Source organism: Paenibacillus sp. Y568 (assembly GCF_059445545.1).
Window position 1 is genome coordinate 129206 of record NZ_JCAIUM010000012.1, and the last position, 18659, is coordinate 147864.

Annotated in this window: 14 protein-coding genes and 2 pseudogenes; 7 read left to right on the forward strand and 9 right to left on the reverse strand. The window is 40.2% G+C overall.

Features of this window, described 5'->3' with window-relative positions; genetic code table 11:
• Positions 1-152 precede the first annotated feature (152 nt).
• The 3 genes from AC1D7X_RS17585 to AC1D7X_RS17595 are packed head-to-tail and all read left to right on the forward strand — an operon-like array spanning position 153 to position 3870.
• Positions 153-1247, forward strand: coding sequence for an endospore germination permease (locus AC1D7X_RS17585; RefSeq protein WP_495457557.1), 1095 nt, complete (start codon positions 153-155; stop codon positions 1245-1247).
• A complete protein-coding gene (locus AC1D7X_RS17590; RefSeq protein WP_495457556.1) occupies positions 1244-2728 on the forward strand; it encodes a spore germination protein in 1485 nt (494 codons plus the stop codon). Before AC1D7X_RS17585 ends, AC1D7X_RS17590 begins: the two co-directional genes overlap by 4 nt.
• Positions 2725-3870, forward strand: a complete 1146-nt coding sequence (locus tag AC1D7X_RS17595) for a Ger(x)C family spore germination protein (RefSeq protein WP_495457555.1) — start codon at positions 2725-2727, stop codon at positions 3868-3870. The genes AC1D7X_RS17590 and AC1D7X_RS17595 overlap by 4 nt, the downstream gene beginning before the upstream one ends.
• A 20-nt stretch (positions 3871-3890) precedes the next feature.
• Here AC1D7X_RS17595 and AC1D7X_RS17600 read toward each other — a convergent pair whose 3' ends face one another.
• The gene (locus tag AC1D7X_RS17600) at positions 3891-5204 is read right to left on the reverse strand and encodes a voltage-gated chloride channel family protein (protein WP_495457554.1); all 1314 of its coding nucleotides are present in this window, start codon (positions 5202-5204) and stop codon (positions 3891-3893) included.
• Positions 5205-5360: 156 nt separating this feature from the next.
• Between AC1D7X_RS17600 and AC1D7X_RS17605 the strand changes: the two genes are divergently transcribed.
• Together AC1D7X_RS17605 and AC1D7X_RS17610 are read left to right on the forward strand one after the other, a co-directional pair.
• Positions 5361-6059, forward strand: coding sequence for a DsbA family oxidoreductase (locus tag AC1D7X_RS17605; RefSeq protein WP_495457553.1), 699 nt, complete (start codon positions 5361-5363; stop codon positions 6057-6059).
• Between the two features lie 132 nt (positions 6060-6191).
• Positions 6192-7107 (forward strand): annotated as a pseudogene (locus AC1D7X_RS17610) (class I SAM-dependent methyltransferase).
• A gap of 39 nt (positions 7108-7146) precedes the next feature.
• Here AC1D7X_RS17610 and AC1D7X_RS17615 read toward each other — a convergent pair.
• From AC1D7X_RS17615 to AC1D7X_RS17625, 3 genes are all read right to left on the reverse strand, one after another.
• Positions 7147-7650, reverse strand: a complete 504-nt coding sequence (locus AC1D7X_RS17615; RefSeq protein ID WP_495457552.1) for an 8-oxo-dGTP diphosphatase — start codon at positions 7648-7650, stop codon at positions 7147-7149.
• A 115-nt stretch (positions 7651-7765) separates the two neighbouring features.
• A complete protein-coding gene (locus AC1D7X_RS17620) occupies positions 7766-8437 on the reverse strand; it encodes an ABC transporter permease (protein WP_495457663.1) in 672 nt (223 codons plus the stop codon).
• Between the two features lie 5 nt (positions 8438-8442).
• Entirely contained in the window at positions 8443-9291 is an 849-nt protein-coding gene (locus tag AC1D7X_RS17625) for an ABC transporter ATP-binding protein (protein ID WP_495475786.1), read from the reverse strand.
• Between the two features lie 291 nt (positions 9292-9582).
• Here AC1D7X_RS17625 and ymzB point away from each other — a divergent pair, with 291 nt between their 5' ends.
• Together ymzB and AC1D7X_RS17635 are read left to right on the forward strand one after the other, a co-directional pair.
• On the forward strand, positions 9583-9918 hold the full coding sequence (gene ymzB / locus AC1D7X_RS17630) for a protein YmzB (RefSeq protein WP_495457550.1): 336 nt from the start codon (positions 9583-9585) through the stop codon (positions 9916-9918).
• Positions 9919-10257: 339 nt separating this feature from the next.
• Positions 10258-10419 (forward strand): annotated as a pseudogene (locus AC1D7X_RS17635) (transposase family protein); the annotation flags it as partial.
• Between the two features lie 187 nt (positions 10420-10606).
• Here the strand turns inward: AC1D7X_RS17635 and murB are convergent.
• From murB to AC1D7X_RS17660, 5 genes are all read right to left on the reverse strand, one after another.
• Complete coding sequence (gene murB / locus AC1D7X_RS17640; RefSeq protein ID WP_495457549.1) at positions 10607-11518, reverse strand: UDP-N-acetylmuramate dehydrogenase; 912 nt, start codon at positions 11516-11518, stop codon at positions 10607-10609.
• A gap of 233 nt (positions 11519-11751) precedes the next feature.
• Positions 11752-13476, reverse strand: coding sequence for an assimilatory sulfite reductase (NADPH) hemoprotein subunit (gene cysI, locus AC1D7X_RS17645; RefSeq protein ID WP_495457548.1), 1725 nt, complete (start codon positions 13474-13476; stop codon positions 11752-11754).
• Positions 13477-13510: 34 nt separating this feature from the next.
• Positions 13511-15352, reverse strand: a complete 1842-nt coding sequence (locus AC1D7X_RS17650; RefSeq protein WP_495475787.1) for an assimilatory sulfite reductase (NADPH) flavoprotein subunit — start codon at positions 15350-15352, stop codon at positions 13511-13513.
• 289 nt (positions 15353-15641) lie between these two features.
• The gene (locus AC1D7X_RS17655; RefSeq protein ID WP_495457546.1) at positions 15642-16097 is read right to left on the reverse strand and encodes an acyl-CoA thioesterase; all 456 of its coding nucleotides are present in this window, start codon (positions 16095-16097) and stop codon (positions 15642-15644) included.
• Positions 16098-16242: 145 nt separating this feature from the next.
• Positions 16243-18657 (reverse strand): ABC transporter permease, encoded by a 2415-nt coding sequence (locus tag AC1D7X_RS17660; RefSeq protein WP_495475788.1) that lies wholly within the window; start codon positions 18655-18657, stop codon positions 16243-16245.
• Positions 18658-18659: the final 2 nt, after the last annotated feature.

The window sequence follows — 18659 nt, forward strand, 5'->3', positions numbered from 1 at the left end:
CTCCTTGCCTTTTACATTCGTTTCTTACTCCAGTGTATCATAAATTCAATGTTACCCTTCTCTAATATTCCGTATTGATTACATAGAAATTGGTTTTCAAGGGAAACTTAAAGGGAAAGAACGCTAACGTGCTAAGAATGAAGGTGGTAAAGATGAGTGCATCCATTGGAAAAATAAGTTTTTTACAGACCATTATGATTCTCATGTTAAGCAACGGACTGATGACACACGTCATTATCAACCCAATGCTTCTAGATTCAGCAGGTAGGGATTCATGGATTTCGATCATTATCTCCTTCTTTATATTCATCCCTTGGTTCGTCTTTATTGCCCTGTTTATGAAGAAATCTGGGCAACAAAAATTACTACCATGGCTTATTCAACGCACCCATCCCATTGTCGCGTGGATACTCATCATTCCCATGTTTATTCAACTCTATTTAATAGGGGGAACAACGATATACCATACCGTAACATGGACTTTTACAAGCTATCTTCCCTCTACTCCAAGGATAGTGTTAGTGATTAGCTTAGTTCTTGTATGTTTTTACTGTGCCAAAGTGGGGCTGAAATCCATTGCGATCGGCTCTGGAATCCTACTTCCCATCGTTATTGTACTTGGCATTTTTGTAAGTGTAACGAATATTCCACAGAAAGATTATGAACGATTACAACCTATGTTAGAAAATGGATGGGGTCCCGTTTTTAATGGGTTAGTGTATGTTGGCGGGGGAATTACGGAGTTACTCATCATTGTCATTATGCAACATCATTTAAAAACTAAAATTCGTGTGTGGCAGATCATCTTAATAGGAGCTATCTTAATTTACATATCCATAGGTCCAATTATAGGAGCCATTACTGAATTTGGCCCTCATGAAGCTTCCAAACAGTTTCAGTCACCCTATGAACAATGGCGGCTTCTGAGGCTCGGAGCCTATATTGAACATGTTGATTTCTTATCTGTATTTCAATGGTTAGCTGGAGCAACGATTCGAGTCAGTCTTGTTCAGTATTTACTTGGAGATATGTTACCTTTTAGAAATCAGGTCACACGTACACGATTTCTTCTTTTCATATCGACGAGTTTCATTCTACTGTCATTACTTCCTATTAGCCAGAATGACTTCTACCAATGGACGTATCGTATATTTGTTCCTGTTACATTAATAGTAAGTGTGTTACTCACTTTACTGTGGCTTTATATCTCACTTTTCACCAAACCTGCTAAGGGGGGTTCTACTTGAGCCATCATTCAGTTGAAGACAACAAAGTACTTTGGACTCCACAGAAACTGAAGGACATGTTCAAGAAATCTGCAGATATATCCGTATTTGTTCATCATTACGATGACTCCCCGTCGTCAGAGATAGTTCTTATCTATAGTGAAGGAACGATACAATCTGATCTAATCAACCGTACCGTATTAGCAGAATTGCAGAAATTGTATCAAGAACATAACGAATTCATTCTTCACCAAGGAACGATGTATGGGTCTTTACAACTTGTATCGCTTGAGAAGGAGGCATCCAAGGAGATCCTTTTTGAGGTTTTATTTGAAGGTTATCTTGTCGTATTTTTTCCGCAACTGAATACGTTCTTAACGGTAAATATCAGTCAGATCCCTTCAAGAACTCCGGAAGAATCGAGTACTGAAATATCCATTAAAGGACCGAAGGATGGTTTTGTAGAAAGTGTCGTCGTGAACGTTGCATTAATTCGTAAACGGATTCGTAGTAAATCACTTTGTTATGAGAGATATATTCTTGGCACACGAACCAAAACTAAGGTTGGCTTACTTTATTTCGAAGATATCATCTCGCCAAAGATTCTGAAGGAGATAAAACGAAGACTGGATAATATTGATGTTGATGGAATTTCAGGTGTTGGTCAACTTGAGGAAATCCTGTCTGATTCTAAATACTCTCTCTTTCCATTATTGGATTTCACGGGTCGTCCAGATTACGTAGTTAGTTCATTACTGAATGGAAGATTTGTGGTTGTTATTGATGGAAGCCCTATGGTACTTATTGGTCCGGGGACATTTACTTTGCTATTGAAATCACCTGAGGATATTCATTTTAGTTTTTTTTACGTTTCGTTTGTTCGTCTCATTCGTGCACTAAGTTTTGTATTGTCCATTATACTACCTGGAGCTTATGTTGCTTTAACTACATTTCATCCGGATGAGATACCCTTCTATTTAATGGCTACGATATCAACTGCACGAATCGGTCTTCCCTTCACATCACCTGTAGAGATGTTCTTACTCCTTATTCTTCTCGAAATCTTTCGTGAAGCGGGTGTCCGATTACCCAGTACAATTGGACAGACATTAACAGTCATCGGAGGGTTAATTATAGGAGATGCATCTATTCGTGCAGGACTAGTATCACCTTCCGTCGTGGTTATCGGAGGCGTTACTGCTGTCTGTGGGGTAACTTTGGTTAATCAATCCCTCAGTTCGGTAGTTAGTCTTATAAGACTTGGACTGTTTCTGATGTCTTCAGTTCTTGGGATATATGGGCTCTTGTTGGGAGTAGTCCTTATGATCTTGTATATGTCAAGATTGCAAACATTCGGAATTCCCTACTTCTCACCACTGTCACCTCCCAATTTCAAAGATATTGTTCAGTCCGTATTACGTTTCCCTTGGACTAAAATGAATCAAAAACCGCAAGACTTAAATACCATCGACTCTGATCATCAAGAGGAAGATCCTTCATGACAATCATAAAAAGACTATTAGTCAGTGTTATTTCCTTAGCCCTATTATCAGGTTGCTGGGACGCTAAAGAAATCGAAAAAATGGCCTATGTTAACGCTCTAGGTTTTGATTATGTTGATGGCAAGTACAAAGCCTATGCACAGATTCTTAATTTCGCCAATATAGCGAAAAACGAATCCGTGGAAGTGGGGAAAATAGTACCTGTGTGGATCGGACAAGGTGAAGGCAGGACTGTATCTGAAGCCGCTAGTTCGCTCTATTCTACAGCACAAGAGAGAGTGTTCTGGGGTCATGTTAGGACTATTGTATGTAGTGAGAATTTATTAAAGCATGAAGGAAAAATCCAGCAAGTCTATTCTACTGTCAATCGCTATCGTGAAATACGGTATAACGTTCTAATCTATGGCACGAAGGAACCCATAGCTAAAATATTCGCATTGAAATCCTTGCTAAATGCCTCACCCATTGAATCCATTCTGAGTACGCCACAGCAAGTATATGAACAATTTTCTATTATCAAGCCGGAATATGGATATAAAGTGATTGCAGACTCTTCAGAAGGTAGCGGATCTGTAATGATACCTTCTCTTGCTATCGATAACAAAACATGGTTGGAAGATGAGAAGAAAATGTCATTACTCAAAACAAATGGCGCATTTATGTTAAGACATGATAAATTACTCGGATGGATGTCAGAAGAAGACCTACAGGGTGTCCGATGGCTACAAAAAGATATTGATCGAGTACCAACAAATGTTCCGGCAGAAGATCCCGTAGCAAATGTGGTCATCATAAAGCCACGTCATGCTATTATCCCAAAAGTTGTAGCAGGAGAAGTACAATACAACGTGAAAGTTAGCGCTAATATCTATTTGAATGAGCTAATTGAACCCACATCAAATCCAACTTTAAAAAAAGACACAGCAAAGGTTATCGCTTCAGAAATAAGGAATAGCTATAACAAAGGGTTAGCTATTCAAAGTGACGTGTTAAATCTGGAGAATTCACTGTTTCGATCTAATGTTAAAAGGTGGAAGGAACTACATCAGCAGAATAACTTCCTGTTAACAGAGGATTCTCTTCATGATATCGAAGTAATCGTCCATATCATTCACAGTGGTAAATATAAATCCACAAGGTAACATCCACACTTAGGTGGATGTTACCTTTTTTTATGCTTTTTGATCGAAGATAAATTTGATCCGAGTGGGACTTGCATCAGATGGCTTTTGGATACACCAATCATTTGGGAGGTATAAATCCCTGTGTGCCCTGAGAATAAGTAACTTATCAAACAAGCAACAAACATAAATATCGCACCCTCAGAACCAAACAATTCAATCCCCATCAAGAAACAAGCTAGAGGTGTGTTCGTTGCACCGCAAAAAACGGCAATAAATCCTAATGCAGCAAGAAATGGCGCATACAAATGAAGGATTCCAGCTAATGAATTCCCTAACGTTGCACCAATCGCGAATAACGGTGTCACCTCCCCACCTTGAAACCCTGCTCCTAACGTAACGGATGTGAAGAGTAGTTTCCCAAGGAAAGCAAACGGATGAACCTTGTCTTCGAAGGAATCCGTTATGAGTGGGATACCTAACCCTAAGTAATCTCGTGATCCAATCAGATATACCATGACGATAATAAGGACACCCCCGACAGCACTTTTTAACATGGGGTTAGGAAGGATCGATGCCAAGACTTTTTTGAGGAAATGTGTTAATTCACTGAAGCATAAGCTAGTTAACCCGAAACATACTGCTGCTAAAGTTACTTTTAATAAGACCATCAGCGATAGTACTGGGACTTCACCTATAGGATAATGAATATGGGTAACACCCCATACATTCATGGCAACCAAATTCCCTACAAAACTCGCTACGAAACAAGGAATTAGCGCATCATACCGAATCATTCCTATAGCAATCACTTCAATAGCAAAAACAGCTCCAGCAATGGGGGTCCCAAATACTGAACCGAATCCGCCACTAATACCACACATTAATAGAATTCGCCGATCCAGGGGTCCGATCTTCAACCATTTGCCAATCTGTTCTGCTAAACTGCCTCCCATCTGTACCGCCGTTCCTTCTCGTCCCGCGGACCCACCTAGTAGATGTGTTACTAGTGTTCCTAATAAGACAAGTGGAGCCATACGTAAAGGTACAGGTTCATAAGTCTGCTCTTGAATCTGCTCAATGATCAGATTGTTGCCCTTGGTGCTATTCTTTCCATATCTATAATAAAGATAACTAATACCAGCTCCACCTAAGGGTAACAAGAACAACACCCATGGATGTTCTAATCTAATCTGAGTCACATACGCAAGACTTTTTAGAAATACAGCAGATGCGCTACCAGATAATAAACCTACCAATCCACCTAACACAATCCATTTCAATAAAGACCGCAACAGCAACACATGAATAAATGGTTCTGCACCCTTCATTCTTATTTTCCATATTCTACTCATACTCTTAAGACCAACCCTCTCACGTCCATTATCTCTGTTGTCGAAATTCTAGTTCATAACAAAAATCTTGTCAATGAAATATAAGGAGGGTAAAGTTGATTTTTATATCTGTAATCATTATGATGATAGATAGGGGTACCGAAGGGGGAATTGATTATGACAATGAAAGTAGAATTCTGGTCTGATATTGCATGTCCATGGTGTTATATAGGAAAAAGAAGATTTGAGAAGGCTTTATCTGCATTCGAACATGGTAATGAGGTGGAGGTTATCTGGCGTAGTTTCGAGCTTGATCCTTCAACACCACGTCATATTGGCGATTTCACAGATTCCTTATCTAAAAAGATGGGGAGATCGCATGAAGAAGTGAGCCAGATGATGGCACAAATTACAACTTTAGCGGCCAAAGATGGACTTGACTATCGATTCGATCTCATGAAATCTGGAAATACTTTTGATGCCCATCGACTAATCCACCACGCTGCTACACAAGGGCTCGTGGAAGAAGTCAGCGAACAACTTTACCATGCTTATTTTACTGAAGGGCTACCCGTTGGTGATGTTGATGCTCTTCTTCAAGTCGCTGTGAAGGCTGGTCTTGAAGAAACTGAAACGCGACAAATCCTAGCAAGTGATAAGTATTCCGAAGAAGTGCGCTCCGATGAAAGCCGTGCTCATTCTCTAAATGTAGGAGGAGTTCCCTTTGTATTAGCGAATGAAAAATATGCGATCTCTGGCGCACAACCCACAGAAGTGTTCCTCGATGCTCTTCGTCAAGCTTGGAATGACGCACACCCCATTACTGTTGTAGGCGGTACAGGTAACAGCTGTGATGACGGGAATTGTATAATTTAACACTTTTTCGCTAGGATAGTTATTGACAAAATAATTTTAATGTGCTATAATTGATATTATTTTTTTCCTGTAATATAATAGGATTCTCCCGGCCGGGGGATTCTTATTTTTGTTTATATGGGAGGATATGGTATGAAGTCAAAGGAGTCCAGTTTAACATCCTTAATCTCAGCTTTTAGTCGAGCCTATCATAGTAAATATGACACACCTCAAATTTTTGATGATTTTATTGCGAAAGATCTAATTTCCTCTAAAGAATTTTTCAGACATTAGTAAGAATATGATTCAAGGCATTTCATTCTTCAACAAAAATATTGCCCAAAGGTTTCAAAATGATCCCGATGAAATATTGAGGTGGATTACACAAGTCCAGCTTTCTCCAACGCCCTTAGCAAGGGCTGCATATTGCGAACAAGTCTTACTTCATGAGTTAATGTTAGGCATGCAGCAGTATGTCATACTGGGAGCTGGGTTAGACACTTTTTGTTACAGACACCCTGAATTGCATAACAGCATAGAAATATTTGAAATTGATTATCCAACGACGCAGGAGTTTAAAAAGAATCGATTGGCTTCTGTCTATTTTGACATCCCTCGTAATCTTCATTTCATTCCTATGGACTTCACCCATACGTTTTCTTATGAGAAATGGATAGAGCAAGGTTTCGAGAATAAAAAAACGACTTTTAGCCTTCTGGGTGTTACTTATTATTTAACTAAAAAGGAAATTTCAAGCTTACTAAATAATATATTCGCCCAAGTCCCATCAGGAAGTTCTATCGTTTTTGATTATGCAGATGAGAGACTTTTTGAAGAAAAGGGTATCTCAAATCGAGTTCAAAACATGGTGAATATGGCCGCAGCAAGTGGAGAACCCATGAAGTCCTGTTTCACCTACAATGACATTGAACATCTACTAGAAACATCAGGCTTACTCATTTATGAACATCTATCCCCAGATGAGATACAAGAGCTTTTCTTTCGTAACCGGACGGATGATTTGTCTGCATTCGAAACGATTCATTATATCCATGCGATAAAAAAATAATAGTTCAGATTATAACTGCCTTGCCTCTCAATCTCTCGTTTAGGATTGAGAGGTTATTTTTTCACCTGTACCATAATGTTTCATCGTCTCTCCTATCGTAATATCACTCCGCTTATTCCAAATCACACTACGCTCAAATGTTCCTTGCTGAAAGAAGAGTGGGAACCTTCTCTTGAACCAATCTTGCATCGGTAATTGTAAGGCTCTCGACTTCTCTATCCACAACAATTCTCCCTCAGGCGGATCTTCTATTAGCTCCCCTTCAAAGGATGTGGCGAGATAGTTAAACACCATATATCTTAACCCTGTTTCCAGATCGCAGAACTCATCTAATCCTTTATATATCATGTCCTTCACGATCAGACCTGTCTCTTCTCTTACTTCTCGAATGGCTCCATCCACGATACTCTCAGGGAATTCTACCTTTCCACCAGGAGCAATATACCCAGGGTATCCCATTTTATCAGGTCGATTCATTAGCAATACTTGATCACCATGCTCGATCATACACATTGTCAACAATTGATGATGGACTTCAGACATACGCTCAGCTCCAATATATTCATAATCATTACTATCCTTATTCTATCATCCATCAACTCCTATTGGACAACAAAAAAACTGTCCAAATAGAGACAGTTCTAATGCCAGCTATATTTCATTTCCCTAGTTTATGGATCCATAACGTGAGTAGTCCAATCCACATACATAATAGAACCGTCTCTATGAACATCATTCCTGACCCATTTAGAATACTATTCAAGTTCTCAACAATCTCAATACTAGGGATCAGTATTACAAAAGCATAGCTCCAATCCGGCAATGGCAAATACAGCGTTGGCAACAAGAAGAATAAGACCATTAGAGCAGATGATATAGCTGACCCTGTTTTTGATGAGTTGACTTTCAGCCCAATAATTAATCCTATTTGTACAAAAACAACGCCGCCTAACACCATATACAGCATGTTGAGGGCAAGATCATTTTTGAAACCATAGTTAATAAGAAGTACAAGCATTTGAGACAATAACGAGAATAACAACACCGCCGATCCTTTGGCAATAATAATCTGTCGGAAAGACAATGGTGTAATAAGCAATGCATCCATCGTCTTACTTTCCCGTTCTTCGATCAGATTGGGTCCCATCATCATAATCCCGACCATCACTTGAGCAAACAAAATCCACGTCGATAATAACACGAAGTTGTTGGCGCTTTTATCAATGACTTCGATAATCAACTTCGACATGACGATAGGTAAGATCGTGAGTATTATCATCGATGGATTCCGCACTAAGTCTTTCACTTCATGTTGGATTAGCTTATTCACCTGATTCAACTCAGCTCACTCCCCGTCAGTGTAGCAAATACATTCGCCAAAGTAGCCTCTTGTGTATGCATGCTTATGATTTGTTTGTTCAACATCCGTAGATATATTTCCTTAGCTGTATCTTCATGATCTGCTGGTAGTCTTTTGGAGACTGGTAGTCCATCCTCCTCGTATTCGATAAGAAGCTCTTTAGAACCATACATGCTTTTTAATGATCGGGGATGATCCAAGGCAACAAGCTTCCCATCGTACATAATTCCTACACGATCACTCAATTCATCTGCCTCTTGCATATCATGCGTCGTGAGGACAATGGTTGTGCCATCTTGTTGACATTGTTTAATATAATGACGTATGAGCGAAGCCGTATTTGGATCTAAGCCGCTCGTAGGCTCATCTAGAAATAACACCTTAGGACGGTGCAATAAAGCTCTAGCAATCAATACCCGTTGTTTCCATCCCTTAGACAAGCTACTCACCTTCACATGTTGTTGCTCAAGTAACTGTAAACTTTCCATAACATCCAGAACACGTTCAATGGGGATACCGTGCAAATCTGCGAATAGCTTTAGATTATCTCGAATAGAAGATCTGACATACAAATTGGGTAATTCAAAAACAACTCCAATCTGCGAATGAATTTCTTTTCTATGCTGCGAAACATGGAGGTTATTAATGACTATTTCTCCCTCACTTGGTTGCACTAAGCCGATCATCATGCGAATGGTCGTTGTTTTCCCTGCCCCATTCGGTCCTAGTAGACCAAACAATTCGCCCTGTTTAATCGAAAAGGTTAATGCATCCACTACTTTTTTCTCACCATAATATTTAGAAACATGATCGAGTTCAATCATCTCGTCACCTCCTTGTTATTAATTTCACATAGAGGATCACCCTAATAGATGTATATTCTTACGCATAGAGATTGATCCCTAATCTAGGGTAACATCACATCCACTATGTATTAATACATTCCCTGTGCCATGGCTTAATCCTGTATGAAATCCGATATAACCCAACATTTAAATGATAATCCTTCCTCTTGTTTCTATCTTTCTCAACCGGGTAATTGAATAATATAGAATTACAGGTGAAATTCTGGAGATACTGAACAAATACAAACCAATTACAGAAGGAATGATATTATGGAACAAGACATACAAAAACTAACAGATTGGCTAAATACACAACTTGATAAAACCATCATCGTACAAAAAAGAGAACAGGATGACATCGATCAGGTTCACTTCAAATTATCTCAATTCGAGGTCAGACAGCGTGATGAAGGCATCGACGGTTACTTGGATAATGCTGTAGTTCTAAAAGGTTCAGGTAGCACGATGAACAGTGATGGTGACTTGGTGCCTCTACCGCAAGATACGTATGATATTGTTACAACGGATCTGAAGATCACCGATCTGGAATTCGAAGAAATAGAGTTAAGTACAACAAGAGCTAAATATATTATTTCTTTAGAATAATATCTTCACTGTAATCATGAATCGCCAAAAAAGCTGCCGATCAATACGAGGCCACTGTTGTCTCCATATTTCTTGAATTGTTCCGCTGTTAGCGGATGAAATCCGGAGACAAAGGCGGTCGCTATCGCTCCTACAGTTTCAAATTCCCCCTTCGCCACGCTCCTCTAATGTTTATTAATTTATAAAGGCGTCTTTTAGAAAGCCATGAGAACTCCATTTCAGAACACCTTTCCTCGTTCGAGGAAGGGTGTCCTGTTTTGCTGTATAATAATTGTATGAATTCTAGGTGGTGACTCGGATGATTCCAAACCAACAATCACTCAACCACAGTCCATTTAGAATAACTATTGCCTCGATAATGGTCGTAACACCGCTCCTCCGATTCCTATATTTAAATATTTATTACTCAAGTCGATCTTTGACCTATCCGATGTGGATGTCGTGGAACGTTCTAAATATGACATGTCCCTCAAATATTTCTTAGATATGGCGCATGAAGAGTCTCATAGGCATGGAAATGCAAGCGGCGATGGCCATATTCTCAGTCAATCTCAAAAGTAAAAAGCATGAGAATATACATAAATAAAGGCGAATTCTTACTCGAAATGGAGTGAGAATTCGCCTTTATCTATTTAGGCACTTTTACCTATTTGTAAAGTACGCGTCGCTGTTCTCAGCGATCTATAAGTTATTCTTCACCGATGAATTTAACTTCGGTTTCCAAGTCAACACCAAATTTCTCTCTAACCTTGTCTCTAACATGAGACACTAAAGCAATATAGTCGCTTGCTGTAGCGTTATCTACGTTAACAATGAATCCAGCATGTTTTGTAGATACTTCTGCACCACCGATTCGTACGCCTTGAAGACCACTTTCCTGAATCAGTTGACCTGCAAACCGATTAGGTGGACGCTTAAACACGCTACCACATGAAGGGTATTCTAACGGTTGTTTCGATTCCCGCAAATGAGTCAATTCATCCATTTTCTCCTTGATGGAGGAATGTTCACCAGACTCTAAGCCGAATCGGGCTTGAAGAATGGTATAATTACCACCCGCAAAAACACTATGTCTGTAACCCCACTGCATATCTTCTTTATGTAAGGTTATTAACCGTCCAGCATCATCCACCACAAGGGCATCCAGTAATACATCGGCAATTTCACCACCATAAGCTCCAGCATTCATATATAACGCCCCACCTACAGTACCAGGTATGCCACAAGCGAATTCCAATCCTGTTAAATTGTGCTGCAACGCAACTTGTGACGTATGTATAATGGAAGCCCCACTTTGAGCACACAACATATGTTCAGAGACAGTAATATCCTGTAGATTCGTCATCTGTAGCACAATTCCACGGATTCCTCCATCTCGAATAACCACATTTGATCCATTCCCAAGTGTTGTAATTCTAAGATTATGTTCAATTGCATATTGGATGATCCTTTGAACTTCATCATAATTGGACGGGACAACACGAATATCCGCGTTACCTCCCATTTGAGTATATACATACCCTTTTAACGTTTCATGGCACTGGATTACCGCTTCTGGTAATAGTGTTTGTAATTCTTTATAAACCTGACTGATGTCCATTTCTGCACTCCTCTTCCACGTTATCAATTCATTCTTCTGTGGTATATCTTATTTTAACATAACATGAGTCGTGACGTTTAGCTGTGAAAGGTTTCATTTAAAAAAAAGACGTGCATGGATAACAGAAAATATGAAGATAACGAGGTAGTGGTATCGCACAGTAAACTAAAAAAGAGGCTGTTCCAAAAAAGTCTACTAACCTGACCTTCAGGAACAGCCTTACTGTATGACATCTAATGATGAAAATCCAACCCAGATTGAACCGCTTGGACATAACCGGCACGGACCACAAAATCGCCGAAATGTTCGCTTACTTGACGTTCATTAGCATACTTATGAATCATTGGTGTTATGATATCTATAATTTCATCTTCGCCAATATTTTCTCGGTATAATTTATTGAGTCGCTCTCCAGCAAAACCAGCGCCTAGATACATATTGTATTTACCTGGAGCTTTACCCATAAATGCAATCTCACCTAATGCTGGCCGCGCGCACCCATTTGGACAACCCGTCATCCGTATATTAATGGCTTCGTCGCTCAATCCAACCTCTGCCAGAATGGGTTCAATACGATCTAATAACGTGGGAAGATAACGTTCTGCTTCAGCCATAGCCATCCCACATGTCGGGAATGCTACACAAGATATCGAACTTCTACGTAATGCCGAATAATGTAGCCCATCCGTAAGGCCATACTCTTTCATTAAGTCTTCTATTTTACGTTTCTTCTGGGCCGTCACGTTACCGATCACAAGGTTCTGATTCGGAGTAAGTCGGAAATCCCCTGTATTTATCTTAGCAATTTCCCGCAGACCTGTCATAAGAGGGTAACCCTCTTGGTCTTCGATCCGACCACTTGGAATATAGAGCGTCAAATGCCATTTGCCGTTGCTACCCTTAATCCAACCATACCGATCACCGTTATGTTTGAACTCATAAGCTCGAGCTTCCTCAAGTTTCCACCCAAGTCTATTCTGTAGTTCATCAATAAACCATTCTATTCCGTATCGATCGATTGTGTATTTGAAACGGGCATATTTACGGGTTGATCGATTCCCATAATCCCGCTGAATTGTAACAGTCTTCTCTGCAACATCAATGATTTGTTCTGGTGTACAGAATCCAATCACCCTTGCCAATTGTGGATAGGTCTGAGTATCACCATAGCTCATCCCCATACCCCCACCGACGGCAACGTTGAATCCCTTAAGCTGTCCTTCTTCATAAATAGCAATCAGGCCAAGGTCTTGAGAGAACACATCCACATCGTTGGTTGGTGGAACGGTCACACCAATTTTGAATTTACGTGGTAAATAGACCTTTCCATAAATCGGTTCCTGTTCGGCTTCGTTCTCACTACTATCTACAACCTTCTCACCATCAAGCCAGATTTCATGATAGGCATTCGTCTGAGGTGAAAGATGGCTGGCAAGTCGTTGTGACCATTCAAACACCTCTGCATGAACTTCAGATTGATAGGGATTAGGATTACACATCACATTACGATTTACATCCCCGCAAGCGGCTAGTGTCGTCAACAATGCATCGTTAATGGTACGAATGCTCTTCTTTAAGTTCCACTTCAGAATTCCATGGAACTGAATAGCTTGCCGTGTGGTTAATCGAATGGATCCCGTAGTATATTCCCGAGCTAGCCGATCCATCTCCAACCATTGCTCTGATGTCAGAACACCCCCAGGGGCACGAATCCGCACCATGAATTGGTAAGCTGGTTCCAGCTTTTGACGATACCGTTCATTTCTCAAGTCCCGATTATCTTGCATATAACTTCCGTGAAATTTCATCAATCGATTCTCATCTTCAGACATCGATCCAGTGATTCCATCTTTGAGTTCTTCTTCAAGCTCACCTCGCAAGTATCGGCTACGTGTCTTGATGTCCTCAACGTCGCTCGGTGGACCATCCTGCACCACAACTTTTTTATTTTGCGTCATTGGTTGCTAGCTCCTTTCACTATCGTTCTAAGTCTCAATATACGTCACGTTGGTAACGCTTCTGTTGTTGCATAGCGGTTAGATAAGCTACAGCTTCTTCCTTACTCTTTCCACCTTCTTGTTCAAGAATCGTAATTAAGGCGTTGTGTACATCATGAGCCATATGCTTCTCATCACCACAAATGTATACAGCAGCCCCTTCTTCCAACCATTGATAAAGTTCACGACTCTTCTCTAGCATCCGATGCTGCACATATACCCTTTTATCTGTATCGCGGGAGAAGGCTACATCCATCTTCGTTAGTACGCCATCTTTAACCCAACGTTGGAAATCAAGTTGATAGAGAAAATCTGTAAGTAGATGTTGATCACCGTAGAATAACCATGCTTTCCCTTCCGTTCCTAATTCCTCTCTTTCTTCAAGAAAAGCTCGGAATGGAGCAACCCCTGTACCCGGTCCAATCATAATGATCGGTGTATCCGAATTCGTAGGAAGTTTGAAATTTGGATTGTGATGGATGTACATTGGTATATGCTCACCCGGTTCCAATCGCTCTGCACACTGTGTTGAGCATACACCATACCGTTCCCGTCCATGCGCTTCATATTGCACCGTTCGAATGGTGAGATGCACTTCATCTGGTCTGGCTTTTGAACTGCTAGCAATCGAATAGAGGCGTGGAGGCATCTTCCGAAGAATGAATACGAAATCGCGTGCAGTTACTTTCCAAGGAGAGAAATCCTGTACCAAATCCAACAAATCGCGCTCCTCCAAGTAATTCCTAAGTTCCACATCACGTCCAGGTTCTACTAGCGCGTGCAACGCGTTGTTCGAGGATAACTTCGCAGCTTGTTCCAGCAAGGGCTTCGTCAAGACCGTAATCTCAAAGTTATTTAACAATGCTTCGCGTACTGAACGTTCTTCCCCCTTCTTATTGACCGGTACCAGTTCCTCAGCGTTCCATCCCATCTGCTCAATCAGTGAATTCACTAATTCATGGGAGTTCTCGGGGTAGATCCCCACACAATCGCCTGGTTCATATTGAAGATTGGAACCTTCCAGAGAAAGTTCGAGATGCCGAGTCTCTCTGTCTGATCCACGTCCATTTAGATTCAAGTTCTCTAACACTTCTGCTTTAAAAGGGGACGTTCTTGAATAATCTGACGGATTGGCTATCATTCCATTTACTTTCGCTGAGACAGCACCATCAACAACAATGGCTTCATTAGATGAAGTGAGGTTAGATAATACTTGTTCTATCCACTCCACTGCTGATTCATCATAATCCAGATCACAATCAACGCGTGGGCTCAGGCGTGTTCCACCCAGTTCCTCTAATCGCTTATCGAAATCCTTACCTGTCTGACAAAAGAATTCATACGAACTATCTCCCAAGGCTAAGACGGAGAACTGTAACCCTTCTAACTGCGGTGCTCTCTTACTATGAAGAAATTCATAGAATGGAATTGCATTATCGGGTGGCGTTCCTTCCCCGTGTGTACTCGCTACAATCAGCAAGTTCTGAACCTTTTTCAATGTATTGGACTTGAAATCACTCATTGAAGAAAGGGCTACCTGAAATCCGCGTTCTTCCAACTTGAGGGATAGAGCCTTAGCTAGTCCTTGACTGTTTCCCGTCTGGGAACCGAATAGAACGGTTACTTCCCGGGAAATAGGAACAGGGCTGTTAACCGCGATGACAGCTGATCCTTCTTGCGCCGGTTGCTGAGTAACCTGGGTAGCATTAGACGTTTGAAGAGCCGCAAGATACCCGCTTAACCAAATTTGTTGTCCCTCTGTTAAGGTTGGAATAAGACGATTGAGGAGTTCTACTTGCTCTTGATTAAAAGGACTATTCATGACCTGAAATTGCAATGTTATCCACCTCACATAGGAATACAATCGTGTTAAATCATAGTAAATAGATAGAATTAATTTATATATTGTTTCAAGCTACCATAATGTGACAATATGGTCAATGATAAAACAGCAAATGTCGATGCGTTACATAAATAAAAACGCCATGATATTTAAATCATGGCATTTTTATACGTTGTATATCTTATGATTTTATTATAGTTACTGATCAGCCACGAAGTCCAATAATAGAAATGGAATAGAGTTATAAGTTTTTCTTATATAAGGATACCCTGTAGATTTCACTCTATCTGTTCCCCTCAAATGAAAGGATCTTCTCTCGAGCGAAGTCCGGAATCGGCTTACTTTTTCCACTCTGTGTATCCACTAGTACGATCGCCCCTCGTCCCGCTGCTTTCAGTTGTTGATTAACAACTATAGCGTATTCCACATCTATCGAGGAACGTCCAATATTGGCTACTCGTACATGTAAGGTTAGTGGATCTTTCAAATACAATTGTGCGAGGTACTGACATTCCAAATCAGCCACAACGGATACCGCTTGTTCGCCAAAAAGTGTCTCTGTCAATTCAAGATTCTCGAAATATTCGATGCGTCCTTGCTCAAAGTACATGAAATAACTCACATTATTCACATGTCCTAACATATCAGTCTCACAATAACGGATCTTAATAGGCAATGAGAAGTGAAACTTCTCTAACCAGTTCTGCGGATCAGGCTGAATGAACGTAGGTTTTTTCATAACAAATCTCCTTTAGCTGGATGCTTCTCATACTCGCCCTTATTGTAATTCGTATCAAATCTAATGGCAACTAACTGCTATATACAAACAAAAAGACACTCACCAGTAGATGTATCCTCGTTCTACCGATGGTGTCTCTTCTTACCTACTCAACAACCAATATCCTAGCTGATGTTTTATTTATGACTCGGGATGACATCCAAGAAGCGATACCTGCTGTCACGACACTTAACAAGGCAAATCCAATAACGAACCACCATTGGATAACGAGAGGGAAATCAACAATTCCATAATCTGATACAATACTTTCCAGAATGTCAGGTAGTACATACACTCCCGCAACTCCCCCAAGTAACGCACCCATCGCTGACAGGGCTATGATCCCTATCGTTACAGATAATCTAATATTACTAGAGGTCATACCAAGGGATTTATAAATCCCGTATGTTTTACTTTCTTTCTTAATGTTCATGCGACAAGTACTCAGTATAATGATGAACGTAACAACGATGAACAACAGCCCCATAATACTAAATGGAATACTAAATACGGTTGTAGCCTCTTTGTAAGTAGCCTCCAGTAACGTCTGTTGATTTAATGCTTTAAGGGAATTATTGTATTGACTACTATTAATCCCGTCTACTATAAGGTTGGCTTGCGTACTGTCATGTAGATTAATGTAGCACGTATCCATTTCATTATAATCTGGATTGTACGATTTAATGAGATCCATGGTAACTCTACCGGAATAGGACATATTCGCAATCGCCTGATAGATTCCTGTGACGGTAAGCGTTTGTCGGTGACCCTCAATATACACTGCTACTACATCGCCAATATCTTTACCTAACGATTTCGCTAAGTTGACACCAAGAGCGATTTCATTCTTATTATGAGGATTCGTTCCGCTTAATGTCGTATAACCCATATCATCCAAGCTTCCATTAGCGACCGCCATAGTGATACTCATCGATTCCGATATAGAGTCATCACCATCTTGCATCTCATCAGAAGGAAAAACACCTGTGATTGTCCCCATCCAACTGATATTCTTGACCCTTGGATCTGACAAAAGTTCCTTATCGAATGAAGCACGATCAAAGGCAGAGTCATTATATACATAAGCTACTAAATGAGATGAATCATACCCCCACTTTGGCGATGTCTTATCGACTGAACTAATACTATTCAACAGTAGAAATCCGAATACAAGAACCGAGGATGTAACGGTAGTAAGAACTATCATTAAAAAAGAGCCCTTCATATTTTTAACAACATTCCTAAAACCAATAACGAACATAACTGGATACCGTTCAAATCCCATTCTATGCGTTCCTGTTGAATTCAATCGTCTTGTCATTTTGTTACTGTCCATTTCAGACATGCCATACTTAATCGCTTGCACAGGTTGAATTGTTCGAGCTTTCCCTGCATAACCCCAAGTACACAGTATGACAATAATCAAAACCAGCAGTCCTACACTGGACACGATTAGCATCCCTTGGATATGGATTGGGTTATTCTCTGTCTTCATATAAGCAAGTGAACTCTCTATAATCATCCTCGATACAAATATACTAACGATTAATCCAGGTATAATCGAGATCGTAGATAGGAGACCATATTGAGCAACATATATTCCTATCATTCTTTTCGAAGATAATCCCAATGACTTGATAACACCCATCGTTCTATAATTGGACAGTATAGCGTCAGAAATGGTATATCCAATCGTATATAAGGCTACTAACATCATAATCAATCCGAGAAAAATCATCACAAACCCAATCACTTTATTTAGAATAAGATAGAATGCCGCGATTACCTCGAACTCAGTTCTGGATTCAAGATATGGGGTACCCAAATATTGCTCAAACTTCTGCCAATACTTCGAACTTTGACTGGAATCATCGTATCTAAGCCCCATCATATACACGTCTTTACCCGGCATACCCTCTAACTGTCTCTTATAATCTTCATGGTTCATCCATATGCGTGCACTCGTTGAAAAAGGTCCACCTTCCGGAATATCAACCACGATGGCAGATACTTTTAATTCAAAGTCACTTTCACCCGTATTAAATCCTAGGGTATCACCTATCGAAATATCATGGGTATATGCCGCCGAAGTTGGAATCCACACTGTTCCGATCTTGGGTTGCAAGCTCTCAACCCCTTGAGCAAAAATAAGCTTATCCACTGTAAAGACTTGTTCTGGTGTATCCATCATCATTAAAAATAGTTCTGGAATCTCTTTACCCTGATGGGTTAATCCCGCTAAAGTTCTATATGGCATCAACCTAGATGCTGTAACCCCTTCTTGCATATCCCACCACTCATGTACCCTATGAGGATCATGCAGTTCGTCTCCCATTGTTAATATCTGATGAGAGCCATTCGTTCGCGTGTGCATATCTGTAAATACATTCTCTGTATTTAGAATAACTGTAACTGAGGTTGCAAGTAGTACCGTGGATAACATGATCAGTAAGGCAATTAATCCATTTTGTAATTTCTTTCTTCTTAAGAAAGCCAGGCAAAGTGTCCATACTGCAAACATAC